This window comes from Nicoliella sp. ESL1106, assembly GCF_058509965.1.
Map to the genome: position 1 here is coordinate 690307 of NZ_CP196340.1, position 25998 is coordinate 716304.

Below are 25998 nucleotides of genomic sequence, written 5' to 3' on the forward strand. Positions count from 1 at the left end.
TTAGAACTTTTAATAGTTTTAATGGCGTTTTTTTATATTTTAAATATGTGGATTAATTACAATTTAAATACGATTATTAAATGAATATAAATTAATAATTTGAATTTTATTTTGCACGATTTGTATGCACTGAATTAAATTGTTTATAATGGTTAAAAAAAGGTTTTAATCGTTGTATAATAGTATTTATAAAACACAGCCATAATAAGTGCACTATAAAAACCCCCGCTTTTTTAAACTACATAAAAAAGGAGATATTGATTTATGAAATATAATAAATTCGAATATGAAAAAATAAATGATAAAAAAATAATGAAAAAAGTCAAAAAGAACTGGGTCGTGGTTTCCTTTTCAGTTCTTGGCATTTTGAGCACGGGTTTTGTTTACCAAGATAGTGTTCATGCCCAAACGACTGGCGATAACTATAGTTCATTATCAAGTAGCAATGCCGACAGTAATACGACTTCAAATGGTGATAGTGCAAGTAGTATTGCAAGTACTGGGTCTAGCTCTGCATCAAATAATTCACAAAGTACTACAAGCGGTTCTACAAGTGCTGAATCGCAAAGTAATTCCGGATCTAGTGGTGCCGATAGTAGTTCATCCGTTAACAGTACTACTAGTAGTGCCTCAGTAGCTAGTGCTGGACAAAGTAGTGACAATTCAGCAGCTCCTTCAAGTGCTGATAATGGTTCAGTAACGAGTGATAATGATGATGGCTTAGACTTTAGGGATGCTTCTTATGGAGTAACTGATAATAATGGATCAGATTCAGCACTTCAATCTCAAGCTGTTAGCGCTGCTTCAGCATTAGATTCATTTTTAGCTTCGCTCAGTAATGCTAGTGCTGATGGTGTTGGATCATTATTTGCCAGATTCTCTGAAAATAGCACCGCTGCTTCCAATAGCCTCAGTGTTCTTAGCAGTGTTAATAATAGAGTTAGTTCACAAACGGCCGAAAATTTATTTTCATATAATGGTTCTACTCAATCAAACGCATTAGCTAATTCGCTTGCTACATCAGTATCTTTCGCATATTCGAGTGCGGCTTCAGCCGTTTCTACTTATAGTAGTTTATTCTCACAATATAGTTCTGCAAAATCATCAGTAAATGTCGCACTTGTTGGCCTTTCAAGTGCGCTTTCGAATGCCATTAGTGCAAATTCAATTAGTGTTGATTCCATTAATGCCATTAACAGTCAAATTAGTACTTATAGCAATTTAGCTAACGAATATGAATCAGACCGAGTTGGTCAAAATAATATTATCTTCAAGGCTTCTAATGCCGCTACCAGTCTTGCTAATTTAGTTGATAAGGCAATTTCAAATGCCAGTAGCGTAGCTTCAATGGGGAACAGTAATCCAGCTAGTAGTTTAGCTGCTTTTGTTAGCAATAATGCAAGCAGTATTGCTAGCATCGATAGTAATGCATCTTCATATATTAATAAGTACAATAGCATTTCTACTGCTAATAATAATTTATTAAATTCATACTCATCGCTATCTGGAGAATATAGTTCATTAAATTCTTGGTATAGTAGTGTGGCTGATACTTATGCAAGTGACGGCATTAAATCAAATTCTTTATTTGCTAATTTCCAAAGCGATTATAGCGGGATCGTTAGTTTGTTTTCTAGTGCGATGTCTGTTATGAGTAGTACCAATAGTGTTAACTCTAGTAACATGGCAATCGTTTCAAAAGCAAGTAGCGACCTATCTTATGGATCAATCGCATCATATGCAAGTTCATTATCCAGTGCAATGGCATCTGCAATTAATTCAGGAATTAGTGATATCACTAACCCATCTAATAGTGCTGAAGCTACTAGTACATTTGCTAATCTGGATTCTGCAATCGTTAGCAGCATTAACGGTATTTCTTCATCTGCCAGTTCTTATTCAACGATTTTAAATAATAATCTGTTTAACGCTAGTAATACTAGTTATCCAATCGTTGCTAGTAGCGTCGTTAATATTTACAGTAGCGCTGACAGCTATCAAAATAGTTTAAACTCAGTTATTAGTTCGATTAATACTAGCAAGGCCTCAAATACAGGTTCTTCTGCATCTTCAGCTAATGCTATTGCATCGAATGCTTCTAATGAAGCTAACTCTGCTAATAGTGCCGCTGCATCGATTGCTTCTAAATTCCCTAATAATGCATCGATTAATAGCTCAGCTGCATCCATCGCTTCAATTGCTAGTGCTGCTAATTCCGATGCTAGCGCTGCATCAAGTGCCGCTAGTGCTGCTAGTTCCTTGGCATCTCAAGCAGCTAGTGCAGCTTCTGCTGGTAATAATTCATCTGCTAGCAGCATGAATTCAGAAGCATCAATTGCTGCCAGTACTGCTAGCTCTGCCGCTAACGACGCAAGCAGCAAAGCCAATGCTGCATCAGCAGCAAATAACTCATTAGCTTCACTTGCTTCTTCTGCCGCATCCGTTGCTTCTAAGACTAGCTCTGATGCCAATTCAGCAGTTTCATCGGCTGATAGTGCTTCAGCAGCTGCTTCGAGTGCAGCTACTGGATCGGAAAACGGCGCATCCGATGCATCGAATGTCGCTTCACGGGCTAGCTCCGTTAGTTCAGATGCATCTTCAGTTGCATCTAATCGTTCTGCTGCTAGTTCAGCCGCTTCTTCAGCTAATCAAGATGCTAGTGCAGTTAGTTCAATGGCATCTAAAAATCCAGATAATTCAGCTGTGAAGAGTGCGAACTCAGCTGCTAGTTCGGCTGCTTCCGTTGCTAATTCCGCTGCTTCTGATGCAGCCAGTGCTAATAATGATGCTTCAAATGCCAACAGTGTTGCTAGTTCAGCCAAAAGTGCGGCTAGTTCGGCAGCTGCTGTGGCCAGTTCTGCTGATATCGTTGCTCATTCAGCATCTGCTGCTGCTAGTGCTGCTGCTGCTAGTGGGGATTCATCAGCTGCTTCTGCTGCAATCAGTTCTGCTCAATCAGCTGCTTCTGTTGCTAGTTCTGCTGCTTCCGTTGCATCCAATGCTAATGATTCTGCTGCCTCCGCTGCTTCTGCCGCCAATTCAGCTTCCACGAGAGCTTCAAATGATTCTGTCGTTGCCTCGAGTGCTAATTCTGTTGCATCAAGCGCTGCTTCTGCTGCATCCAGTGCCCTCTCATCAGGAATTTCTAGTGCCAATAGTGCGGTTAGTTCTGCAGGATCAGTTGTCTCATCCGCTTCGAGTGCAGCTTCAAGTGCTGCTAATGGTGCTAATGGTGACAGTCAATCAGCAAGCGCTACATCATCTCAAGCCAGTTCTGATAGCTCTACGGCAAGCGCTGCTGCTAATAGTGCCGCTAACGATAGTTCTGCAGCCGCTTCAATCGCATCTAAGTATCCAAACAATTCATCAATTGCCTCTGAGGCTAGCGCTGCTTCCAGTGCCGCTTCAGTTGCATCATCAGCAGCTAAGGTAGCTAGCTCGGCTTCTGACGTTGCATCCAGTGCATCATCAGCTGCTGCCAGTGCTAGTGCTGTTGCATCTAGTGCCAACGCTGATGCTAGTTCCGCAAAAAATGACTTTTCATCCGCTGCTTCTGCTGAATCATCCGCAGCTCAGGCAAATGATAGTTCTGCTGCTAGTTCTGCCGCCAGTGCTGCTTCATCAGCTGCTAATCGTGCTAGTTCTGATGCCTCTGTAGCAAACTCAGCATCTGCTGATGCTAGCGCTGCAAATAGTGCTGGTAATTCAGCTGCTTCAATTGCATCTAGTGCTAATAGCGTTGCTAGTGACGCAGCTAGTGTTGCTAGTTCTGCTGCCAGTGCTGCCAATAATTCGAACAGTGTATCATCATCTGAAGCTGCTTCTAACGCTAGCTCAGGGAATAGTGCCGCATCCAGTGCTAGCGCCGCTACTTCATCAGCATCGAGTGCAATTGTGCCATCAAGTGCAGTTAGCGCGAATGCTTCCAGTGCTGATAGCTACGCTAAGGTTGCCAGTTCCGCTAATAGTGGGGCCAATTCTTCCACCAGCCTTGCAGATAGTAAGACTGATGTATTGAATAGCTATGCATCTCAATTCCCAGCTAACTCATCGATCGCTAGTCAAGTCGCTGTTGCCAGTTCTGCTGATTCAATTGCTCAATCTGCTAATTCAGTTGCCGCTAGTGCTAACAGTGATGCTCAATCAGCTAAATCAGTTGCTGATTCGGCAGCTAATGAAGTTAGTCAACAAGATTCAGTCGTTTCATCCGCTGCGTCCGTTGCTAACTCTGCATCTAGCGCTGCTTCATCATACTACGCGGCTGGTAACACTAGTTCTGGAAACTCTGCTGCTGCTGTTGCTACTAAGGCTGCCAGTGATGCTAGTTCTGCTGTTGTTAAGGCTCAATCAGATTCAGCAAGTGCTAATTCTGCCGTTTCAGCTGCATCGATTGCTGCTTCAAATGCTGAGTCAGCATCTTCCGTTGCTGCCAGCGCTGAATCAGTTATCGATACAGCATTATCAAGTGTTGCAAGTGCTGCTAATAGTGCTAACAGTGCTGCCAACTCTGCATCGGCAGCTAATTCAGCTGCTTCCAGTGCTAATAGTGTTGCTAGTTCTGCTAACTCCACTGCTCAAAGTGCTAGTTCAGGAGCTACGAATGATTCTTCATCCGCTAATAGTGCTTCATCACAAGCAGCTTCAAACAATAGTGCTGCCAGTCAAGCGGCCTCTGCTGCATCGACCGCTAGTTCAATTGCATCTAGTGCTGGTAAGCCAGACTCATCGATCGCAAGCGATGCTTCAACCGCATCCAGTGCCGCTAGCGTTGCATCCAGTGCCGCTTCTGAAGCAAGTAAGCAAAGTGCATCTGCATCATCAGCCAGCGCTGCCGCATCTAATGATGCTTCGACTGCATCGAGCGCAGCTAGTCAGGCTAGCGCAGATAGTTCAACTGCTTCTAGCGCTGCCAGCGTTGCCTCCAGTGCGGCTGCCAACGGTGATAGCTCAACTGCATCTGCCGCAAATAGCGCTGCTTCGAGTGCTGCCAGTGATGCATCTAAGGCTGCTTCAACCGCTAGTTCGGCTGCTTCGGCTGCTAAATCTGATTCAGCAAATGCCTCCAGCGCTGCCAGTGCTGCTCAATCTGCTAACTCAGTTGCTAGTTCAGCCAACAGTACCGCTAGTTCCGCAGCTTCAGATGCTCAATCCAAGGCTGCCAGCTTAGTTCCATCTAATAATACTTTGAATCCAGATCGCGCATCGAGTGCTGCTGCTGATGCGAGTGCTCATGCTAATAATGCTGGAAGTTATGCTTCGGTTGCAACATCTGCTAATAATGGTGCTCAATCCAATAGTGACAAGACTAATTCAGCAAGTGCTGCTGCTAATTCTGCAGCTTCGACCACTAGTTCGATCGTTAGTCACTATCCAAACAATTCCGCAATTAACAGCTTGAACAGTAGTGCCCAAAGTGCTAGTGCTGTTGCTTCATCAGCAAGTTCTGATGCAGCAGCTGCTGGGGCTTTAGCAAGTTCTGCTGCTTCTGTAGCCCACTCTGCTGCATCAGTTGCAAGTAGCGCCGCTAGCGTCGCTAATTCCGCAAACGCAGTTGCCCAATCAGCAAAGAGTGCGCAACCTTACGATTCCGCTGCTGCTGAATCCGCTGCCAATTCTGCTGCCAGTGCTGATAGCAATGCCGCCAGTGCTGAAAGTGCTGCTAGTGCCGCTGCCTCAGCTGCCATCTCTGCTTCCAATCGGGCTAATAGTGATTCAGAAGTTGCCAGTTCCGCTGCTTCCGTAGCTAGTTCTGCTGCCTCAGCAGCTACTTCGATTGCAAATGCTAACTCCTCAGCAAATGCATCAGCTAATTCAGCTGCATCAAATGCCGCTAATTCAGCTAATAGCAATGCATCAAGTGCTTCAAGTGCTGCATCAGGAGCTTCAAATGATGCCTCAAAGGCTTCGAGTGAAGCTAGTGATGCCTCAGCAGCTGCATCTAAGGCAGCAAGCATGGCAAGCAACGTTCCAGGAGCTCAATCTGGTGCAAGCACAGCATCTAGCGCAGCAAGTGCAGCTAACTCAGCTGCTAGTGCTGCAAGTAGCAATGCAAGTAAGGCATCCAGTGCTGCTAGTGAAGCTAGTGCCGCTGCCAGTGATGCATCCAGTGCCGCTAGTGAAGCTAGTTCAGCATCTGCTGCTGGCGATAGCTCCGCTGCAAGCAGTGCTGCCTCAAAGGCTGCAAGCGATGCAAGCAAGGCAAGCAGTGCCAATAGTACCGCTAATTCAGCATCTAGTGCTGCAGCGAGTGCTGCATCAGAAGCATCTAATGATGCCTCAATTGCCTCGAGTGCGGCTAATTCAATTGCATCTAGCGGGGCAAATAACCCTGGTAGTGCTTCGAGTGCCGCTAGCTCCGCTTCTGCAGATGCTAGTTCCGCAGCAAACGACGCTTCTAAGGCTAATAGTGATGCTTCCAGTGCCGATAATGACGCTAATAATGCTTCATCAGCAGCATCTAAAGCATCTAGCATGGCAAATAATGTGCCAGGAGCTAGTTCAACGGCAAGTATTGCATCCAGCGCTGCTTCGACTGCTAGTTCTGCAGCCAGTGCTGCAAATAGTAACGCTAGTGTTGCCTCGAGTGCTGCTAGTGCTGCTAGTGCTGCTGCCAATGATGCAAGTAATGCTGCCAGTGAGGCTAGTTCAGCTTCCGCTGCTGGCGATAGTGCTGCAACTAGTTCAGCTGAGTCTAGGGCTGCTAGTGCTGCATCGAATGCCGCTAGTGATTCAAACAATGCTAAGTCAGCTGCTAACGCTGCATCTAGTGATGCCTCGATCGCCTCGAGTGCTGCTTCAACTGCCTCGAGTGCCGCTAGTTCGATCGCATCCAGTGCTGCATTGAATCCTGGGAGCGCAAGTAGCACGGCTAGTTCAGCATCTGCTGATGCTAGCTCCGCTGCTAATAACTCTAATAATGCTTCTAATGCTGCTAAAAGTGCTTCAAACGATGCAAGTGGTGCATCCAGCGATGCATCCAAGGCTGCGAGTGCTGCTAGTCATAACCCAGATGCTAGTTCAAATGCATCTAAGGCCTCGAGTGCTGCAAGTGCCGCTAGTTCGGCCGCTAGTGCTGCAAATAGCGATGCCTCTCAAGCATCTAGCGCTGCATCAACTGCTAGCTCCGCTGCTAGTGATGCAAGTAAGCATGCCAGTGAAGCTAGTTCAGCATCTGCCGCTGGCGATAGCTCTGCAGCTAGTGCTGCTGCATCATCTGCAGCCAACGATGCAAGCAAGGCTGCTAGTGCTTCAAACGATGCAAGCAAGGCCGCAAGTGCTGCATCTAGTGAGGCATCCAATGCAGCCAGTGCTTCTAATGCAGCTAGTTCAGCTGCTAGTGCTGCCATTGCCAGTGATCCAAATAGTAGAGCTAGTGTTGCCAATGTTAATATTAGCAACTACGCTTCAGTTGCGAATGCAGCTAGTGTTGCTGCTAGTCAATACGCTAGTGCTGCTAATAATGATGCCAGCTTTGTTAACAGTGTTGCGAGTGCTAATCCAGTTTCATCAGCATTGTCCCTAGCTAATGTTGCTAACACGGCTTCAGCGGCTGCAAATAATGCTAATAATGCTGCAAGAAGTGCTGCTGCGGTTGCTAATAGTATTTATAGTTCGGCTGTGAATGAATCGCAGGCTGCTAGTTCAGAAGAGTCCCTTGCTAATTCTGCATACAGTGCTGGAAACAGCAGTGCTGGAAGTTCATACATGGCTTTAGCCGCTTCATATGCTAAGAATGCAGAATCGCTTGCTAGTGTTGCTTCTAGTGCTACTTCCGTTGCTGAAATTAATTCATTTAATGCAAGTAACGCAGAAAGTACTGCTTCATCAGCAGCTAATGCTGCCAAGGCCTTCATTGTTAGCTCAGGTACTAATAATGGTGGTTACGTTCCATCTGGTTCAACTGGTAGTTCAGCCGCTAGTGGTAGTGCTAGTTCATCAACATCTAGTTCAAACACCAGCAGCGCTCCTGCTAGTGCTGATTCATCAGATGCAAGCACTGCATCATCTGCTGCTAGCATGGCATCATCTGCTGCTTCTTCTGCACAGAACAACCCACAGGATTCATCTGCAGCTAGTGCAGCTGCTAGTTATGCTAGTCAAGCTGCAAGTGCTGCTAGTCAGGCTGAAGCTGCAGCAAGTGCTGCTAAGAGTGCCGCCAGTGCAGCCGTTAACCAGATGAATAGTGGGAACTCCACAGCTGCTAGTTACTTTGCTAACATCGTTAATTCAGCTAATGGGCAAGAGAGTTTCTTTGCCTCAATGGCTGCCAGTTATGCAAGTTTAGCTATTAGTGCTGCTAATAAGGCGCAGGGGAGTTCAGCTAGTTCTACCGTGGCTAGTTCTAGTGCAGATAGTTCTAGTGCAGCCGATTCCAATGCTGAATACGAAGCTGGTTTGAAGGCTGGATATGCTACTACCTCTGTTTCACGGAGTAATCTTCGTGGTAAGTCTGAAGCATATCGGAGAGGTTATGTACAAGGATTCGATAATCGTTTGAAGAATAAGCCACTTCATATCCAAGTTACCAATACGATCTATAAACACAGCAAGGATGTCTTTACCACGGGCAATCGAGGTAAAAAGCTTGCACGTAAGGTTCGTGAAAAACAACAACAGTTTAAGGTCCTTGGAATTTCGGTTAATAAAAACGGCTTAGTTCGTTACATTGTTAAGGGTGGATATGTAACTGCAAATCCAAAATTCGTAATGAATGCTTATTACCAAGAATCAGATCTTAATGATGCTAAAACGATTAAGGTCAGAGTAATTAACTCAAAGGGTGTCTACACTTATAAGACCCTTAAGTTTACTAAAAATGCACGGATAAATTATCTTAGAAAGAGTAAAGTTAATTACAGTATTTCTAAGGTAGTTCCTTATCAATCAATTACTCGTTTTAAAACTAGTGCGGGTCATTACCTAACAACTAACAAACGATTTATTGAATTTGATAATGAAAAATAATGCTTCTAAATAAAAACCAGATAGGGTCTAGACTTTATCAGAATGTGTTTTAGGTGAAGGGCTGTCGGAATTAATCCGATTGCCTTTCACCTTTTTTGTTTAATGTGAAATAAAAAAACTTCTTTAATATTATTAAAGAAGTTTTGAATTTCATATGATCATTGAAACCTCATAAAACATTAGGCACTAATCAATATGATTATAGTATTCAATTGAGGGGTGATTATCCTTAACGACCATTTTGGTAATACTACCATTCAGAATTGGTTTTGAAATATCAAAGTCACTATATTGTTCGGTGACCCAACGAATGATACTACCATGAGCCGTAACTAAGACGTTATCACCATCACTAGCATGCTCTAAAATTCGTTTTAAGCCAGGTTGAAAGCGTGCTCGAATCATATCATCGTCTTCAGCTTGGTTATATGGATCAGCCTTGCGAATAAGGGTTGCGGTCCCCCCCATTCCTAGCTTTTTAAGCATTTCACTAAAATCATTAAAACCTTCTGGTCCACCAATAACGTGCCATGCTTGACCGCTATCGTTTCCTTCAAAGTAACCAAAGTTTTCCTCACGAAAAGCCTTGTCCAATAATGGTTCTTTTACATCACTTGGGTTTTTAGCTAAAATATGACGACCTGTATTAGCAGCTCTTGGTAGGTCACTTGAATATGCGGCATTAAAATTAATATTTTTAAGCCGTTCACCAGCATTATCAGCATCTGCAATTCCCTTTTTAGTTAATGGGGCATCAATAATTCCTTGAATGCGATTATAATAGTTTAAATAAGTTTGACCATGACGAACAAAATATATGTTTACGGTTGTCATAAATATCCTCCTCAGTAATGCTAATTAATACCTTAATTTTATCATATTTAATGATGAAAGTTATTAATTGTGATTTTACAGCGTTTTAGTTTGTTATTAGCTGAAATTGTGCTAAAATATTTATTCAAGTTTTGAAGTTAGGAGATAAAAAAATGGCTGACTCGATTAAAGAATATGAACAGCATCACTTAGATATAGTAGAAGATGAAATCAGAACCCAAAAGCACAAATTTGAGATTAGTGCTAAAAAAGCAGAAAACGATGAAACGGCGATTCAGGATAACTTTTATAATGACGTCCGCGTTAATACGGGGACCTATAGTGGCTTAATGGATACCTCTATTTCGATTAGACAACAACAACAGTTATTAGACGAACGGCAAAATAGTTGGAATAATGCCACTTTCCAAATCGAAAAATTAAAACGGCTCCAAGAACGTCCATACTTTGCGCGACTTGATATTCGCGAGAATGGTGAAGATCACGATGAAACCATCTACATTGGCCTAGCATCGTTATCAGACGCTCCTGATCATTACTTGATTTATGATTGGCGGGCACCCATCTCCAGTATTTACTATGAAAACAAGTTGGGAGAAGTGCAGTATGTAGCTCCTGATGGTGAACAAACTGTTGATGTAAAGCTCAAACGGCAATTCCAAATTGAAAATGGTAAAATTAAAACGATTTTTGATACCGATGCAGCAATTGGTGATCAGCTTTTGTTAAATAACTTGAGCAATCAGTCCAGCACTAAGATGAAGAGTATTGTTACTACGATTCAAAGGGAACAAAATCAAATCATTCGTGACACTAAGTCTAATTTACTATTTGTTCAGGGGGCTGCAGGTTCTGGAAAAACGGCTGCGGTCTTACAACGAATTGCGTTTTTACTATATCGTTATCGGGGAAAACTTAATTCTTCACAAGTAATTTTATTTTCACCAAATCAACTGTTCAATGATTATATTAACCAGGTCCTCCCTGAATTAGGGGAACAAAACATGGTTCAGATGACTTATTACCAATACGCCAGCCATCGGTTACCCCATTTAGCAGTGGAAAACCTTTCCCAACGCTTTTTAGAAGATAATTCTGGGGCCACCCATAAACGTAAAATTAATGATTTTAAAAGTAGTCTGCCTTATTTTGAGGCGGTCACCAAGTATGCTGAGGCATTGAATCATTCTGGAATGCGCTTTAGAAACATTAAATTTCGTGGTGAAATTTTGTTCAGCAAAGAGATGATCCGCGACATTTATTATGGTTTTAACAATTATTATAACCTACGAAACCGCATTGATGGGACCCGCGAAGCCTTAGTGAAGCGGTTGAACAACCGCATTAAGTCTGAAATTAAGACCAAGTGGGTGGAAAATGCGATTCAAGACCTAAGCGATGAACAAATCAGGACCCTGCGGATGGGCCACCCAGATGACTTTGCCGACCATAATGCAGAGTATCGGTTCTTAGCAAAGCATATTGTAATTGGTGCGTTTAAAAAGATCCATAAACAAATCATTCATAATCGTTTTTTGAGTATTAACCAACAAACGGTTGATATGCTAAGAAAAATCCCTAAATTAATCGATTTAAGCAAGAATAATATTAACGAGGCAGAATGGAAGGCGGGCATTAATTCAACGATTAAGGGCCTTAAGAATGGCCAAATTTCAATGGCTGACGTATCACCATACTTGTACCTATATGATAAGATGACTGGTCGCCACGTTAATCGTGATATTCGATACTTCTTTATTGATGAAGTCCAAGACTACACGCCGTTCCAGATTGCGTTTTTAAAGTATAACTTCCCACGGGCTAAGTTCACGTTGCTAGGTGACTTGAACCAAGCTATTTTTACCCATGAAAATAGCCGCAGCATGATGAAGGACTTAGCAATTATGTTCGATCCTGAAACAACACGGGTGATCGAATTAAATAAATCATATCGTTCAACGGAACAGATTACTGACTTTAGCAAGTACCTTTTAGGTAATGATACAAAGATTGAATCATTTGCACGACAGGGTGCATTACCAACAATTAAGGTTGCTAAAAATAATACTGCTGCTTTGGATGCCTTGGAATCTGTTATCCAGGCTGAATCAGGAGAAACGATTGCGGTGATTGGCAAGACCCTTGCTGATTGTGAATCCCTTAGTGCACAATTAAATGAACGGGGAATTAAAAATAATTTATTGCGCACCGAAAACCAACGACTTACCAATGGGGTATTAGTAATTCCATCGTATCTTGCAAAGGGGCTAGAATTTGACTCTGTTGTAATGTGGGATGCTTCTAAAAAGCAATATCCTGGTAAGGATGATAGTCAACTCGTTTACACAATTTGTACGCGGGCAATGCATGATCTCACTGTGATTTCAAATGGGGAATTATCACCGCTATTTGCTGCAGTCCCAAGCCAACGCTACCAGTTAAGTTAGGAGCGACCCATGAGTAAACCGATTAACTACTATTCATTTACCAAGGAACGGTGGAGTGAATTTTACTCCGCTCAATCGTTGCCAGTGACTAAAAAGGGCCTCAAACGGGTCAAGGCGTTCAATGATGAGATTTCATTGAAGGACGTTCGGGATGTCTATATCCCACTGGTCCATCTGTTAAAATTAAGAACTGATAGTTTTAACCAGTGGCAGGCAACGCGAGCGGACTTTTTACAACAACCCCACCGTAAGATCCCGTTCATTATTGGGATTTCAGGGAGTGTAGCAGTCGGCAAGTCAACGACTGCACGTTTATTAGAGCTGCTACTATCTTATTTTTTGAATGACCGTAAGATTCAATTGATCACGACGGATGGATTCTTGTATCCCACCGCGGAGCTACAACGACGGCATTTAATGGATCGTAAGGGCTTTCCGGAAAGTTATGACATGGCGCGGCTGATCTATTTTTTAGATCAGGTCAAGGATGGCCAAAAAGACGTGAAGGCACCCGTTTATTCACATGATGTTTACGATATTATTCCAAATCGTTATGATATTATCGACCGTCCTGATATCTTGATCATTGAAGGAATCAACACCTTACAGCTGCCTAGTAATCAACAAATCTACGTTAGTGATTTTACTGACTTTTCGATCTATATTGATGCTGATCCGAAGTTGATCGAGAGTTGGTATTTAGACCGCTTTGCAAAACTAATGGATACGGCCTTTATGAATCCCTCTAATTATTATTATGATTATGCGACCGGTGATCGGGATGAAGCGATGAAAATGGCAAAACGGGTGTGGCGTGACATTGATATGCCGAACCTAACTGATAACATTCTCCCCACTAGAAGTCGGGCCAATATGATTATTCATAAAGCAAAACATCACATTATTGATGAGCTATTGTTGCGGAAATACTAGAATTTAATTTGACCTTGACCTAGTTTATCGATTATCATTATTGATATAAAAATAATTTGTTTGAATTATGTGAAAGGGTGTAACGGCTTGGCTAATATTGATTTATCTGCATTCGATAAGATTTTGGTATTAGATTTTGGGAGTCAATACAATCAATTGATTACCCGTCGAATCCGAGATTTGGGTGTTTACTCAGAATTAAAACCCCATACGATGACTGCTGAAGAAGTTAAAGAATGGGGACCAAAGGGAATTATCTTCTCTGGTGGTCCTAATAGTGTGTACGATAAGGACTCATTAAGTGTCGATCCTAAGATTTTTGAGTTGGGAATTCCAATTTTGGGAATTTGTTATGGGATGCAATTAATGGCATACACCCTTGGTGGTGGTGAAGTTAAGTCTTCCAACGGTCAATACGGCCATGCTGATATTGACGTGACCGAACAGGATAAACCAACCCTCTTTACTGGCCTTCCAGAAAAACAACCAGTTTGGATGAGTCATGGGGACTTAGTGACCAAGGTTCCCGATGGTTTTGAAAGTGTTGCAACGACTGAAGAATGCCCAATCACTGCAATGCAAGATACTGCCCGCAAGTTCTACGGGGTGCAATTCCATGCCGAAGTTCGCAATACCAAGTATGGAAATGACATCTTGAAGAACTTCGCATTTAAGGTCTGTGGAGCAAAAGCCAACTGGACGATGGATGATTTCATCGACTTACAAGTAAACTCAATCCGCCAAGAAGTTGGCGACCAAAAGGTCATCTTGGCCCTTTCTGGTGGGGTGGACTCCAGTGTCGTTGCCGCATTATTGAACCGTGCAATTGGTGATCAATTGACTTGTATCTTCGTTGACCATGGTTTGATGCGTAAAGACGAACCAGAACAAGTGATGAAGGCCTTAAACGAAGATCTCGGGGTTAACATCATTAAGGTGGATGCGCAAAAACGGTTCTTAGATAAATTAGCCGGCGTTTCAGACCCAGAACAAAAGCGTAAGATCATCGGAAATGAATTCATTCAAGTGTTCAACGATGAAGCAGCTAAGCTCAAGGATATTAAGTTCTTAGCTCAAGGGACGCTTTACACCGACGTGATCGAAAGTGGGACTGATACTGCTCAGACAATCAAGTCACACCACAACGTTGGTGGATTACCAGAAGACATGCAATTTAAGTTGATCGAACCACTCCGCTCACTCTTTAAGGATGAAGTGCGAGTGTTAGGTAAGAAGCTTGGGATTGCTGACGACCTTGTTTGGCGGCAACCATTCCCAGGGCCTGGTCTTGGGATTCGGGTGATCGGTGCGATTACCGAAGAAAAACTCCACTTGGTTCGTGAAACCGATGCAATCTTACGTGATGAAATCGCAAAGGCGGGGCTCCAACGCGAAGTATGGCAATACTTCACCGTTCTGCCTGGCTTTAAGAGTGTCGGGGTCATGGGTGATGGCCGAACTTACGAATACACGATTGCGATTCGGGCTGTTTCATCAATTGATGGAATGACGGCTGACTTTTCACAAATTCCATGGGATGTCTTATCCAAGATCTCCACTCGGATGGTTAACAGTGTGAAGGGAATCAACCGAATTGTGTACGACATTACGAGCAAGCCACCTTCGACAATTGAATGGGAATAATTAATAATAATAACTTGAAGCTGAATGGTTGATTTAACAGCATTTTAAGTTGTTGCAAAGCGGATTAATTTGGAGAATTAAACAAGGTTCCCCATCCAAAACCCCACCTAGATTTTAAATCTAAGTGGGGTTTTATTTTACATATTTTTATTAACCGTCTTATTATAGATTTTAGGATTGAATAAATGTTATAATTAAATTAAGATATTTTTAATTTTATTTATAGAAGGAGATTACATATTAATGGATAAAAGAGTCAATCGTGCACTCTTAACTGCTGGGATTGCTGCTGCATTTTTTGGTGCTGGAGCAACCGCTGCCCATGCTGATACGGTTAATCCAGCACCGCAAGCTACTAATTACCAGAATGCCACTGCTAATGCTAATAAGGCTCAGCAGTCAGTTGATTACACTCAGCAATTGATCAATAGCAATCAGTCTGCCATCGCTAGTGCTCAATCTGAATTAGCTACCCAGAGTAGTGCTTTAAGTGATAAGCAGTCACAGTTGGCAGCTGCACAGAGTAGCAGCACTAGCAATATTACTCCTGCCCAGGCTCAAGCGAACGTTAACGCTAAGCAAACTGACTTGAACAATTGGCAAGCTCAATATGATGCCGCCAACGCTAAGTATGCCCAATTGACCGCTAACCAAGTCCCACAAATCACATTACCAAGTGGCACGAACGCTAGTGGGATGACCATGGATGCATGGAGCAATGACCAATGGGCCCAATGGGCCAGTCAAGTCCAAGTCCCCGCTTATCAAGACAATCAAGCCGCGATGAACGAACACGTTGACTTGAACCATTTGACCAGTGACCAAAATGCGCAAATGCAAGCCTTCTTTGGCCAACTCGAAAATAGCGTCTTACAACAAGCCGGCCAACCATTGGCTTACTTTGGCGCTAACGGAACGCAAAACATTATGAACCAAATCACCGCTGGTTACAGTCAAGACAATTGGAGTATTTACTACAAAGATGGTCATGATGATAATGTGTTAATTTCCGCTACGAACAACAACGGAATCGCGGGAAGTTGGCGCGAAAACTTTTCATCAGGATTCAACACCAGTGGCGACTTTGGGATTCCGGCTCAATATATGCCCGCACCATATAATCCCAGCATGACGATGAACGATGTTTATAAGATTATTTATCGTGACTATGTTAATATGCTCACCCAAGATAGCGTTAGTAACTGGGGCCATACGCGTAATTTCTTGCAGACCAATCAATCATCTGATTTACCACTGAGTTACTGGAGCGTCGGCTTCGATACGCTTGGCCAAGCCCACTTCTTTAGTGCGATGATGCAACAACCCGGGGACCCAATGTATGTAACGCGGCATCTGGATGACACCAACGCCTACGTTGCCCAACCAGTCCAAGTCGACACGAATGCCATCAACCAGGCAAAAGCCAATGTCGCCAGTCTGCAAACCCAAGTGACCTTGAGCAAGCGGAGTTTAGCCTATGCCCAAGCCGAACTCGGGAACACGAACAATAGCAACAAACAAGCGTTAATCAGTAGTTTGCAAAATGATATCCAGGGCTTGACCGATACGATTAGTCAATTGCGAAGTCAAATCAACACTCGGAGTCAAACCGTCAATAGCTTGACCCAACAATTGAGTCAACTCAAACAACAAGCTACTGCCGCCGTGAATGCAGCGCAGGCTTATCAACCCGTCGTAACGCCGGGTAATTCCAGCAGTACAAATGCAGGCCAAACTGTTAATAATACCGCTGGATCTAGTACTAATGTTAACCAGGTTACCCCAAATAGTGGTTCCAGTACCACTAATAATTCATCAAGTGATATTGATTCTAATGATGATAATACTGGAACTACTGGTACCAGTAGCACAACGAGCAATCATAAGAAGCATAAGCAAGTTAAAAAGCACGTTAAAAAGGCTAAACATAAGAAGGCCAAGGCTAAAAAGAAGGTTAAGAAATCTAAGCGGCATGTCAAGAAAGCAAAAAAGCATGTCAAAAAGTCCAAGAAACACACAACTAAAAGAAGATAGGGAAGCGATTTACAATGAAATTTAATAAGCTGATTTTAGGATTGGCCGTTACTGCTGGACTAAGTTTTACATTTAGTAATATTAATGTAAATGCATCGACTTGGCATAAGGGGACTCCAAAGGTATTGAGAGGCAAGTATAAATCACATAAATATGGTGCTGATTTAATGTCCACTTTAAATATTACAAAGACAAAAATGATTTATTGGACTTCTGGGATTCCAGTTCAAAATGGATATAATCTTAGTTATAAGATTAACGGTAATCACAAGTACGTCTTAAGATACAGCATTAAATCAAGTGGGATTCTACATGGTGGGAAAAATTTAAAATTCACTATGAAGAAAATAGGCAAGAATATTAAAATTGGCAATGATTCCCATTTGCTATATAAGTATTAATTATGACGATAAAAGAGCGATCAAGATTAAAATGTCTTGACCGCTCTTTTATTGTCTAAGTTCCCTTTTAGTTTGGATAATTTATCAACCATTAAAAAAATTGCAAACTTATGGTTAAATTTTAATAGGATTCGTTGTTAAAGTTGCTTTCGAATGCCTCTTTAAAATCATTGTTTAACTTTTTTGATCCTGTTTATATCATCATAGCGTCTTCAAGCTATTAAGTCATGGATGGTGTTTTATCATTACTTTCTGGTCTGTCCATCCCCGTTGATTACATACTTATACGAAGTTAAGGCTTCCAATCCCATTGGTCCACGGGCATGTAATTTTTGGGTGGAGATTCCGATTTCAGCTCCAAACCCAAATTCAAATCCATCAGTGAAGCGCGAAGAGGCGTTCACGTAAACACAAGCAGCATCAACTTGTTTTTGAAATTGGACTCCCGCTTGGTAGTTGTCAGAAACGATTACCTCGGAATGGTGGGTCCCATAATGGTTGATCCATTCGATGGCCGCAGCTTCTGAATCGACCACCTTAATGGCAATGATCAACGCATTGTATTCAGTTTGCCAATCTTCATTGGTTGCTGGAATCACGCCTGGCACGATCATGCGGGTTTGTTCATCCCCCCGCACCTCGACGTTGGCGTTAGTGAGTTCACTCACGATCTTAGGCAGCATTTTAGCTGCGACATCTTTGTGAATTAGGATCTTTTCGGTTGAGTTACATACGGAAGGACGTTGGACCTTACCATTAATAATGATATCAACGGCCATTTTCAGCTCTGCATCCTTGTCAACGTAGATATGACAATTACCAGCACCGGTTTCAATCACGGGGACGCTAGCGTGTTTTACTACGGCTTGAATCAACCTGGCACTCCCGCGGGGAATTAAAACGTCAACATAGTCGGTTAGTTCCATGAATTGTTGGGCAAGCTCATGTGCAGAATCATCGATGATTTGAACGATGTTTGGGTCTAACTTATGGCTTTTTAAGACGGCGCGCAGAATCGATGCTAAAGCGAGGTTAGAATGCATTGCTTCCTTGCCACCTCGTAAGATGACAGCGTTACCTGCCTTAAAGCATAGTCCTGCAGCATCAATGGTCACGTTGGGGCGGGCTTCATAGATCATTCCAATTACGCCCAAGGGAACGCGTTGTTTGATTACCCGCAGTCCATTTTCAGTTTCCCAACCGCCATCAATTGAGGCAATCGGGTCCTTTAGTTCGACTAGTTTGCGCAGCCCAGTTGCCATGTTGGCAATGCGTGAATCATCTAGTTTTAGCCGATCTAAAAAGCGGGGTTCGATATTCGGATTTGCTAAATCCTTTTGATTAGCATTTAAAATGGTGGGGGTGGCCTGTTCTATTGCATCAGCGAATGCGAGCAAGATATCATTTTTTTGTTTCGTACCTAAGTTACTGGCGGTAAAGCTAGCATGCTTGGCGTTTTTACCCAATTGAATTAAATCATCCTTATTCATTATTACGACCCTCCGGTTTCTTAGTACTGAAGTAGGTGCCGACATTGGCACCTGAGATTAGTTGTTCAATAATTGCTGGATCTTGACCATTTAAAATGGCCATTTCTTTGTGGTGTTCAAGGATTAACCGAGCGGCGTTTAGCTTGGTGGCCATTCCACCAGTTCCGAATTGAGAACCGTGGCCGCCAGCGACTTTCATCAAGTTATCGTTGACCTCTGGAATCCATTGCAATAACTTTGCGTCGGGATTGTTTTTAGGGTTGGCATCATAAAGGCCATTAATATCGGACAGGATGATTAATAGGTCAGCATCAACGAAGTTAGTCACGATGGCGGCTAGTTGATCATTTTCACCAAAGGTAGTTTGATGATTAAATTCATCGACCGAAACGGCATCGTTTTCGTTGATGATCGGGATGACATTGTTTTTCAAGAGGGTGTTAATGGTTTGCAAAACGTTTTGGCGACTTTTAGGATAGTCAACAACGTCCCTGGTTAGTAACAGTTGGGCAACGGTTTGATCGGATGCTTTAAATTGATCAGAGTAAATGTCCATTAACTCACTTTGGCCAATTGCGGATAGGGCTTGTAATTCGGCGATTTGTTCTGGTCGATTTTTGATTCCAACCGTGTTCATGCCGACCCCGACTGCCCCAGACGTCACTAGGATGACCTCAAATTGCTGTTTGCGTAATGTACTCAATACTGCGGTCAATGTTTTAATTACTGGTAGTTTAACGTTACTGTCGGAATCAATAATGGAACTAGTCCCGATTTTGACAACAATGCGTTGGTTTTTATTTTTCATATTGTTTATCCCTTCATTCTTTAAATCTAGTTTACTTTAATTGAGCGTTTCTAACAATTAAATTAGATTTATAATCATCAAAATAATTATGTTACATTTAACTCAAAACTATTGATTGAATTCATATTCATCATTATAATTGATGTTATGTTAGTATATTGATGGCTCAACTTTGCTATATCGCAGTGAGCTGGCACTCAATTAAATATTACCAACTAAATGATTAAAAAAGTTAAATCAGTTAATATTTTTTACGTATTTATTCATTAGATAATCTTAAATAAGTTATTTGGTTTATTTTAATTAAATTGTACAAGATGTTATAATGAATTATTCATAATTATGAAAGGATTGATTAAATGAGTTCATGCATGTACCGAACCGCTGAAGACAGTGCGTTCAATAACGTTTGCTCTGATGTCCGAAACCGATTGGATCGCGGTTTAGAAAAAGCTAGCTTTATTTATGACACTAGCTATCGGCGTTTAATTGGTTGGCTAAAGAGCTATCACCCGGAAATAAAGGTTGATTATTCTCATTTAGCTGGGATTCACGTTGAAGAACGGGATAACCGATTAATGGCAATGGATAATCAATCCGAGTGGCACCCATTCGGGGCGACTGACTTCGATCATATTGCTAGGTATATTAAAGATAATTTCGTTAAACAGGGTGTTATTGTAAAATAGTTACTCTGAAAAGACTGCCAACAGCGGTCTTTTTTTGTTATGATATTAATCAAGAACGTTACTAAGGGGGCTTGGACCATTAAACTAGAGTGGCAATATCAAAACCAAACTGGGAACACACTAAAAAGTTTTTTAAAGCAACACGGAATTAGTCATCGGATGTTCTTATCGCTTAGGAATACCGGTGATTTTAAGGTCAATGGCAAGTCCATTACTGGCAACGTTGCTTTGCGGCCTAACGATGTCGTGCAAGTTATTTTACCGCCTGAGACTAGCGACCCTAACGTTGAACCAAGTGATCAGCCAATTGACATTATTTATGAAGATGCTAACTGGCTGGTAGTCAATAAACCTGCTGGATTAACCTCCGTCCCAGGCCCTAGTAATCGTCATGATACACTGGTTAATCGAATCAAAGGTCACTTGATCGCCCAGAAAAGTCAGGACCTAAGACCGCACTTGATAACGCGCTTGGATCGTTTTACTAGTGGAGTGGTATTAGTTGCCAAACACCGGATTGCGAATAGTTTTGCTAATCAACAGGTCATGAACCATGCGATCGACAAACGCTACTTAGCGTTAGTGAAGGGTCGATTAGATCGTTCTCATGGCATAATTGATTTTCCGATCGGTAAATTAGAATCGGAGGTCAAGCGGCACCGAATGGCAGATGGCCAAGCCGCACGAACTGAGTATTGGGTGTTAAATGAATTTGCTAGCTTTACCGAACTGCGGATTAAATTGCATACGGGGCGGACCCATCAAATTCGGGTTCACCTTAGTGAAACGGGGCATCCCTTGCTAGGTGATCAACTATATGGGGGGCCATTACACCTGGGGATTGAACGCCAGGCACTGCATGCAAGCGATATTAAATTTTATGATCCATTTAAGGGACGGTTCGTTGAATATCAAGCCCCAGTCCCAGCTGACATGGAATCATTAATCAAGGGAGATGAATAGCCCCATGGCTGATTTAAAAACTGATAAATGCATTGTAGATGGGAAGATTTTTCCGATTGAATCGGGGATGTACCTATACGAACTAGAAAAGCCACTTTATAACCAGATCAAAAATGAACACCATCAAGCCACCCCGCAAAGTTTTATTTGTGAGCACCATTTGTTAGACTATAGAATTGGGCGGATTGACCAGATGATTCATTCAGATGATCTACATAACCAGCGAATCAACCGTCGTTTGACGAAGGCATTACAAGATGATAATTATGAAGTGACCGATGTGAACAAAATTTTGAAGGATCAACAAACCTTTGGTGAAAAAGTTGCTGACGGGGTTGCCAGGTTCGGTGGTAGTTGGACGTTCATTTTAATCTTCATTGCCATTTTATCAATCTGGATGTTCTTCAATGTGACCCACTTGTTCGGGGTTAAATTTGATCCATACCCATTTATCCTTTTGAACCTATTTTTAAGTTGTATTGCTGCGGTTCAAGCTCCGATCATTATGATGAGTCAAAATCGATCTGCTGATCGTGATCGAATGGATGCAGAAAACGATTTTCACGTTAATCTAAAGTCAGAACACGAATTAAGGATTTTACATGCTAAGTTGGATCATTTGAACCAAAGCCAATTGCCGCATTCATTGGAAGTTTCACGCCTCCAATTAGAAATGTTAGGTGAAATTAGAGGCGAAATTGAGCGGTTGCGAATTGAGCATAATCGCTTAAATCAATCAAAGGAGAACTCGCAAGATGGAAGATAATATTAAACTGGGTGATGCGGTTTTTAATAAGATGTTATTTGTGTTGGAAAAGCCCATCACAAAAGCTAATCATAAATATTACAAGTTTGATAATGAAGAGATGCAAGAAATTGCTGATGGCGTTTGGTCAATGCCTGCCTATATGAAGGAAGATGATGAATATAGCCTGTTCTTTATCTTTACCCAAATTGAATCGGGTGAAACAGTAGTTGCCTTTTCTGAGGGTCAATTAGATGGGACTAAATTTAGTTTGGGGACACCATTGATTTCTGGTGAAGGGCTCAATCACTTAGCAGTTCATGATCAAGAAACTGCTGGGCGGATCCTGCATTTTTTAAATCAAATTTCTAAGGCTGCCGAGGGAAATTGGCGCATGGTGGAATAATAATGGGATGCTTGTGAATAACAAGCATCCTTTTTTTGGTTTGTGGTTTACATTTAAATACTTATGCACGTATAATTATAAGTGTATATGAAGAAAAGGAGGAACATATTAATGGCAGAAAATCATCATGATCACAACCATGCCGATGCACTAAGCGGCGGTAAATTTTTGTTCGTTACCGTCTTGAACGCTTTAATTACATTAGTAGAATTTTTAGGCGGTATCTTTGCCGGTAGTTTATCTTTAATCTCTGATGGATTTCATAATTTAGGAGATTCATTATCGGTAATATTGAGTTATTACGCCCATCGAATTAGTGGACGCCAACAAACCAGTCGGAATACCTATGGTTTTAGGCGGGCGCAAATTATCTCTGCATTTATTAATTCCGTATTTTTAATTGTTGTTTCTGGATTTTTGATCATTGAAGCAGTGCAAAAATTGTTGAAGCCCGAACATGTAGACGGTGATTTAATGTTCATCGTTGCCATTATTGGGACAATTGCTAATTTTATTTCAGCTGTCATGTTGAGCCGTGGTTCAAAGGGCAACTTAAATATTCGGGCAACTTATTTACACTTCTTGAGTGATTCACTATCTTCGGTCGGAATTATTATTGCAGGGATTTTGATCAAGTTCTTTGGTTGGTATTTTATGGATCCATTGGTCACGATTATCGTTGCAATCTATATTATTTTTGAAACGTGGCCCATCATTAAAAAAACAATTTATATTTTAATGCAGGGAGCACCGAACGTTGATTGCGCAATGTTGAAAAGAGACATTATGAATGTACATGGCGTTACTAATGTTCACCATGTCCATCTTTGGTCGATCGATGAAAATAGTATTATTTTTTCGGCCCATGTCAATATGGACGATATGATGATTAGTGAGGCTGAGAAAATTTATCAACCGATTGCTGATCTATTAAAGCGTAAGTATCATATTGATCACGTTACAATTCAAGCGGAAGTTGAGCGTGGTAAACAAGAGGAATTCTTTTTTGACCAGGGAAATGACATCAAATAAAAAATGGTTTCAATCGTCTTTGATTGCGATTGAAACCATTTTTTTAAAGGCCGCGTTGAACATCAGCATATTTATCTTCGTACCAATTATCCCAACTCTTTTCGGGATTACCGTTATCGAAGTACTTTTGATCAATGTTTTTTAATAAGTGCGCATACTTAGTGAACCGTTCTGAAATTGAATCATTGATAATGGTTGATTCCAGATTGAAGCGGTTGATGTATAAATCACGATTGATATCTTGAACAACACCGTCAATATCGTAGTTAGCGATTAATTCCATGTTGTTATTTTCATATTGATGCACATAAAAGATTGCAAAATCCTTTACCGCAGTGTGTTGAGCTTGATCACTAAGCTCACTAAAACTGAACAATTTATCACTCATATAATAACTCTCCTAACTAACTAACAAAACCTAACCATTTATTTAGGCTTTGATTTGCTGTATAATTTAATTATATATTGTATTGTTATTTTCGTAAAATAAAACAGAGTATTTTATATGTGTTTTTTTACGAAGTGATATGAAAATAGGTGAAATCAATGAGTCCAATGAAGGAAGACTATCTTAAGATCATTTTCGAACTTGGTGGCACGACTAAAAAAGTCTCCAACAAAAGAATCTCGATTGGACTAAATATCGCCGCAGGTTCTGTCACTGAGATGGTTAATAAGCTAGTTGAAGAGGGGTTAGTTTCACATGAACCCTACTCTGGAGTTTCTTTGACCCCAGCGGGGGTTAAACTAGCTGAGGGGCTGGTTCGGAAGCATCGAATCTGGGAAACTTTCTTAGTGAAAGAATTAAATTATGACTTACCTGATGTTCATAATGAGGCGGAACAATTAGAACATGTTACTAGTCCACGGTTATTGAACGCATTAGATGATAAGTTAGGCCATCCGACCCACTGTCCACATGGTGGAGTAATTCCAACAGCCAGTGGAAAGTATTCCGAGGATAGTCATACGTTATTAAATGATGCAGAAGATGGATCAACGGTCGTTGTTGATCGGTTTATTGATAACCATGATTTATTAACTTATCTGGGGGATATTCAATTGGATATTGGTGATAAGCTTAAGGTCATCGAACATGCTCCATTCGAGGGTCCAATGAAGGTAATTAATATTACTGATAATCAAGAGATCTCAATTAGTTATAAGGCTTCTCACTATGTCTTTGTTAAGCCAGTTGAATAGAATGATTTTAAAAAGGGCGCCCTTTGGGAGCTCTTTTAATACATATTAATAAAATTAAGGGTGGTGTTAGAATTGCCAAAACCACGAACTAAAAAAGATGTGTTAGTTGTGGAAACCTGCTTACTAGCGGGAAAAATAATGATTGAAAACGGTTCAGAAATGAGTCGGGTGACAGATACGATTTATCGAATTGCTGAAAATGCACAGGCCTATCAAGCCAGAGCATACGTTACCCTAACTGGGATTATGATGTCGCCCAGTAGTAAGATTGGGGCCCAAATTGCCGTAATTGAAAAACGGACGTTTAATTTGGAAAAGGTGTCATTGGTAAATGATTATTCTCGACAGTTTGCAGAGCATCGAATCACGCTGAAAGAATTTCACTATCGCCTGTCTTTGATCGAAAAAAATGTGAAGGACTTTCCGTTTTGGCTACAAACACTATCTGCAGCAGTGATTAGTGGGACTTTGGAAGTGGTATTTAGAAATAATTTACCTGATTTTTGGGCAGCTTGTTTTGTCGGGATGTTGGGTTGGATCGCATACTTTATGATCAACAAGTATATTGCAGTTCAATTCATTAGTGAGTTCTTGGCAGCGTTCGTGGTGGCATTGGCATCAATTATTATCATTAAGCTACATATTGCGACTAGCATTGATGATTTAATTATTGGTGGCATCATGCCGCTGGTGCCAGGGGTGCCAATTACGAACGCTGTGCGGGATGCACTGTCTGGAAATTTAGTCAGTGGTCCTGCACGTGGGATTGAGGCATTAATGATTGCCTGTGCACTTGGATTTGGGGTTGCGTTAGCAATAACACTATTCAAATAGGGAGTTTTCCAATGTTTATTTTAAATATCTGCTTTGTCTACATTGCAACAGTTTGCTTTGGGATTTTAGTTAACGTTCCCCACCGCGCATTGAATTTAGATGGAATCGTCGGGGTTCTTGGTTGGTTGGTATATTATCTATACGTTAATTATATTGGTGGTTATATTGGCGGTAACTTTTTTGGTACTTTTACGATTGGGATGGCTGGGATTTTAGCATCTCGTTATAAAAGATTGCCGGTGATCATCTTTAATATTCCAGGCTTAGTGCCATTAGTTCCTGGGGGACAAGCCTATCAAGTCATGCGGGACATGGCATTGAATCAATACGGATTAGCTAAGTATAATCTGTTGCAAGTGGCATTTATCGCTGGATCAATTTCAGCAGGATTCTTAGTGGCTGAAGTAATCAATCAATTGCTTTTTAAAGCCCGTCACTACCGTTCTCCTCGTCATTATCATCGTGATAAATTAGAACGAATCGAAAAAAGTCGTCATCGTTAGTAGGGACCCTATAATTGTTAGACAAAATCTAACGATTATAGAGCCCTTCAGTTGCTAACGTGACGACT

The 25998-nt window shown here is 41.5% G+C and carries 18 protein-coding genes; 14 read left to right on the forward strand and 4 right to left on the reverse strand.

Annotation, left to right across the window (positions count from 1 at the left end):
• Window positions 1–264: 264 nt before the first annotated feature.
• The gene (locus ACSVI6_RS02750) at window positions 265–8964 is read left to right on the forward strand and encodes a DUF5776 domain-containing protein (RefSeq protein WP_491720919.1); all 8700 of its coding nucleotides are present in this window, start codon (window positions 265–267) and stop codon (window positions 8962–8964) included.
• Window positions 8965–9150: 186 nt separating this feature from the next.
• Here ACSVI6_RS02750 and ACSVI6_RS02755 read toward each other — a convergent pair whose 3' ends face one another.
• Window positions 9151–9798 carry a histidine phosphatase family protein gene (locus ACSVI6_RS02755; RefSeq protein WP_491720038.1) on the reverse strand — a complete coding sequence of 216 codons (648 nt, stop codon included), beginning with the start codon at window positions 9796–9798 and terminating at the stop codon, window positions 9151–9153.
• 152 nt (window positions 9799–9950) lie between these two features.
• Between ACSVI6_RS02755 and helD the strand changes: the two genes are divergently transcribed.
• The 5 genes from helD (at window position 9951) to ACSVI6_RS02780 (ending at window position 17257) form a co-directional block, all read left to right on the forward strand.
• Complete coding sequence (gene helD, locus ACSVI6_RS02760; protein ID WP_491720920.1) at window positions 9951–12245, forward strand: RNA polymerase recycling motor HelD; 2295 nt, start codon at window positions 9951–9953, stop codon at window positions 12243–12245.
• A 9-nt stretch (window positions 12246–12254) separates the two neighbouring features.
• Window positions 12255–13178: a type I pantothenate kinase gene (coaA, locus tag ACSVI6_RS02765; protein WP_491717198.1), complete on the forward strand. Its 924-nt coding sequence runs from the start codon at window positions 12255–12257 to the stop codon at window positions 13176–13178.
• Window positions 13179–13265: 87 nt separating this feature from the next.
• The gene (gene guaA / locus ACSVI6_RS02770) at window positions 13266–14822 is read left to right on the forward strand and encodes a glutamine-hydrolyzing GMP synthase (protein WP_491720921.1); all 1557 of its coding nucleotides are present in this window, start codon (window positions 13266–13268) and stop codon (window positions 14820–14822) included.
• A gap of 243 nt (window positions 14823–15065) precedes the next feature.
• Complete coding sequence (locus ACSVI6_RS02775) at window positions 15066–16856, forward strand: SEC10/PgrA surface exclusion domain-containing protein (RefSeq protein WP_491720922.1); 1791 nt, start codon at window positions 15066–15068, stop codon at window positions 16854–16856.
• A gap of 14 nt (window positions 16857–16870) precedes the next feature.
• The gene (locus ACSVI6_RS02780; RefSeq protein ID WP_491720923.1) at window positions 16871–17257 is read left to right on the forward strand and encodes a hypothetical protein; all 387 of its coding nucleotides are present in this window, start codon (window positions 16871–16873) and stop codon (window positions 17255–17257) included.
• Between the two features lie 245 nt (window positions 17258–17502).
• Here ACSVI6_RS02780 and ACSVI6_RS02785 read toward each other — a convergent pair whose 3' ends face one another.
• Together ACSVI6_RS02785 and proB are read right to left on the reverse strand one after the other, a co-directional pair.
• A complete protein-coding gene (locus tag ACSVI6_RS02785) occupies window positions 17503–18747 on the reverse strand; it encodes a glutamate-5-semialdehyde dehydrogenase (protein ID WP_491720042.1) in 1245 nt (414 codons plus the stop codon).
• Window positions 18740–19555: a glutamate 5-kinase gene (proB, locus tag ACSVI6_RS02790; RefSeq protein WP_491717202.1), complete on the reverse strand. Its 816-nt coding sequence runs from the start codon at window positions 19553–19555 to the stop codon at window positions 18740–18742. Before proB ends, ACSVI6_RS02785 begins: the two co-directional genes overlap by 8 nt.
• Before the next feature lie 359 nt (window positions 19556–19914).
• Here proB and ACSVI6_RS02795 point away from each other — a divergent pair, with 359 nt between their 5' ends.
• From ACSVI6_RS02795 to ACSVI6_RS02815, 5 genes are all read left to right on the forward strand, one after another.
• Window positions 19915–20244, forward strand: coding sequence for a hypothetical protein (locus tag ACSVI6_RS02795; RefSeq protein ID WP_491717203.1), 330 nt, complete (start codon window positions 19915–19917; stop codon window positions 20242–20244).
• 39 nt (window positions 20245–20283) lie between these two features.
• Complete coding sequence (locus ACSVI6_RS02800; RefSeq protein WP_491720043.1) at window positions 20284–21207, forward strand: RluA family pseudouridine synthase; 924 nt, start codon at window positions 20284–20286, stop codon at window positions 21205–21207.
• A gap of 4 nt (window positions 21208–21211) precedes the next feature.
• Window positions 21212–21973, forward strand: a complete 762-nt coding sequence (locus ACSVI6_RS02805) for a DUF1003 domain-containing protein (RefSeq protein ID WP_491720044.1) — start codon at window positions 21212–21214, stop codon at window positions 21971–21973.
• Complete coding sequence (locus tag ACSVI6_RS02810) at window positions 21963–22358, forward strand: hypothetical protein (protein ID WP_491720045.1); 396 nt, start codon at window positions 21963–21965, stop codon at window positions 22356–22358. Before ACSVI6_RS02805 ends, ACSVI6_RS02810 begins: the two co-directional genes overlap by 11 nt.
• A gap of 111 nt (window positions 22359–22469) precedes the next feature.
• Complete coding sequence (locus ACSVI6_RS02815) at window positions 22470–23390, forward strand: cation diffusion facilitator family transporter (protein WP_491717206.1); 921 nt, start codon at window positions 22470–22472, stop codon at window positions 23388–23390.
• 43 nt (window positions 23391–23433) lie between these two features.
• On the opposite strand, the gene ACSVI6_RS02820 is transcribed toward ACSVI6_RS02815, so the two are convergent.
• Entirely contained in the window at window positions 23434–23778 is a 345-nt protein-coding gene (locus ACSVI6_RS02820; protein WP_491717207.1) for a hypothetical protein, read from the reverse strand.
• Window positions 23779–23936: 158 nt separating this feature from the next.
• On the opposite strand from ACSVI6_RS02820, the gene ACSVI6_RS02825 reads away from it, so the two are divergent.
• The 3 genes from ACSVI6_RS02825 (at window position 23937) to ACSVI6_RS02835 (ending at window position 25930) form a co-directional block, all read left to right on the forward strand.
• On the forward strand, window positions 23937–24593 hold the full coding sequence (locus ACSVI6_RS02825; protein WP_491717208.1) for a metal-dependent transcriptional regulator: 657 nt from the start codon (window positions 23937–23939) through the stop codon (window positions 24591–24593).
• 63 nt (window positions 24594–24656) lie between these two features.
• Window positions 24657–25427, forward strand: coding sequence for a threonine/serine exporter family protein (locus ACSVI6_RS02830; protein WP_491720924.1), 771 nt, complete (start codon window positions 24657–24659; stop codon window positions 25425–25427).
• A gap of 11 nt (window positions 25428–25438) precedes the next feature.
• Window positions 25439–25930: a threonine/serine exporter family protein gene (locus tag ACSVI6_RS02835; RefSeq protein WP_491717210.1), complete on the forward strand. Its 492-nt coding sequence runs from the start codon at window positions 25439–25441 to the stop codon at window positions 25928–25930.
• The last annotated feature ends 68 nt before the right edge of the window (window positions 25931–25998 follow it).

Bases quoted from the DNA above. Each gene is read 5' to 3' on its own strand.
- ACSVI6_RS02750 (WP_491720919.1), top strand. From the start codon at position 265: ATGAAATATAATAAATTCGAATATGAAAAAATAAATGATAAAAAAATA.
- ACSVI6_RS02755 (WP_491720038.1), bottom strand. From the start codon at position 9,798: ATGACAACCGTAAACATATATTTTGTTCGTCATGGTCAAACTTATTTA.
- helD (WP_491720920.1), top strand. From the start codon at position 9,951: ATGGCTGACTCGATTAAAGAATATGAACAGCATCACTTAGATATAGTA.
- coaA (WP_491717198.1), top strand. From the start codon at position 12,255: ATGAGTAAACCGATTAACTACTATTCATTTACCAAGGAACGGTGGAGT.
- ACSVI6_RS02775 (WP_491720922.1), top strand. From the start codon at position 15,066: ATGGATAAAAGAGTCAATCGTGCACTCTTAACTGCTGGGATTGCTGCT.
- ACSVI6_RS02780 (WP_491720923.1), top strand. From the start codon at position 16,871: ATGAAATTTAATAAGCTGATTTTAGGATTGGCCGTTACTGCTGGACTA.
- ACSVI6_RS02785 (WP_491720042.1), bottom strand. From the start codon at position 18,747: ATGAATAAGGATGATTTAATTCAATTGGGTAAAAACGCCAAGCATGCT.
- proB (WP_491717202.1), bottom strand. From the start codon at position 19,555: ATGAAAAATAAAAACCAACGCATTGTTGTCAAAATCGGGACTAGTTCC.
- ACSVI6_RS02795 (WP_491717203.1), top strand. From the start codon at position 19,915: ATGAGTTCATGCATGTACCGAACCGCTGAAGACAGTGCGTTCAATAAC.
- ACSVI6_RS02800 (WP_491720043.1), top strand. From the start codon at position 20,284: ATGATATTAATCAAGAACGTTACTAAGGGGGCTTGGACCATTAAACTA.
- ACSVI6_RS02805 (WP_491720044.1), top strand. From the start codon at position 21,212: ATGGCTGATTTAAAAACTGATAAATGCATTGTAGATGGGAAGATTTTT.
- ACSVI6_RS02810 (WP_491720045.1), top strand. From the start codon at position 21,963: ATGGAAGATAATATTAAACTGGGTGATGCGGTTTTTAATAAGATGTTA.
- ACSVI6_RS02815 (WP_491717206.1), top strand. From the start codon at position 22,470: ATGGCAGAAAATCATCATGATCACAACCATGCCGATGCACTAAGCGGC.
- ACSVI6_RS02820 (WP_491717207.1), bottom strand. From the start codon at position 23,778: ATGAGTGATAAATTGTTCAGTTTTAGTGAGCTTAGTGATCAAGCTCAA.
- ACSVI6_RS02825 (WP_491717208.1), top strand. From the start codon at position 23,937: ATGAGTCCAATGAAGGAAGACTATCTTAAGATCATTTTCGAACTTGGT.
- ACSVI6_RS02835 (WP_491717210.1), top strand. From the start codon at position 25,439: ATGTTTATTTTAAATATCTGCTTTGTCTACATTGCAACAGTTTGCTTT.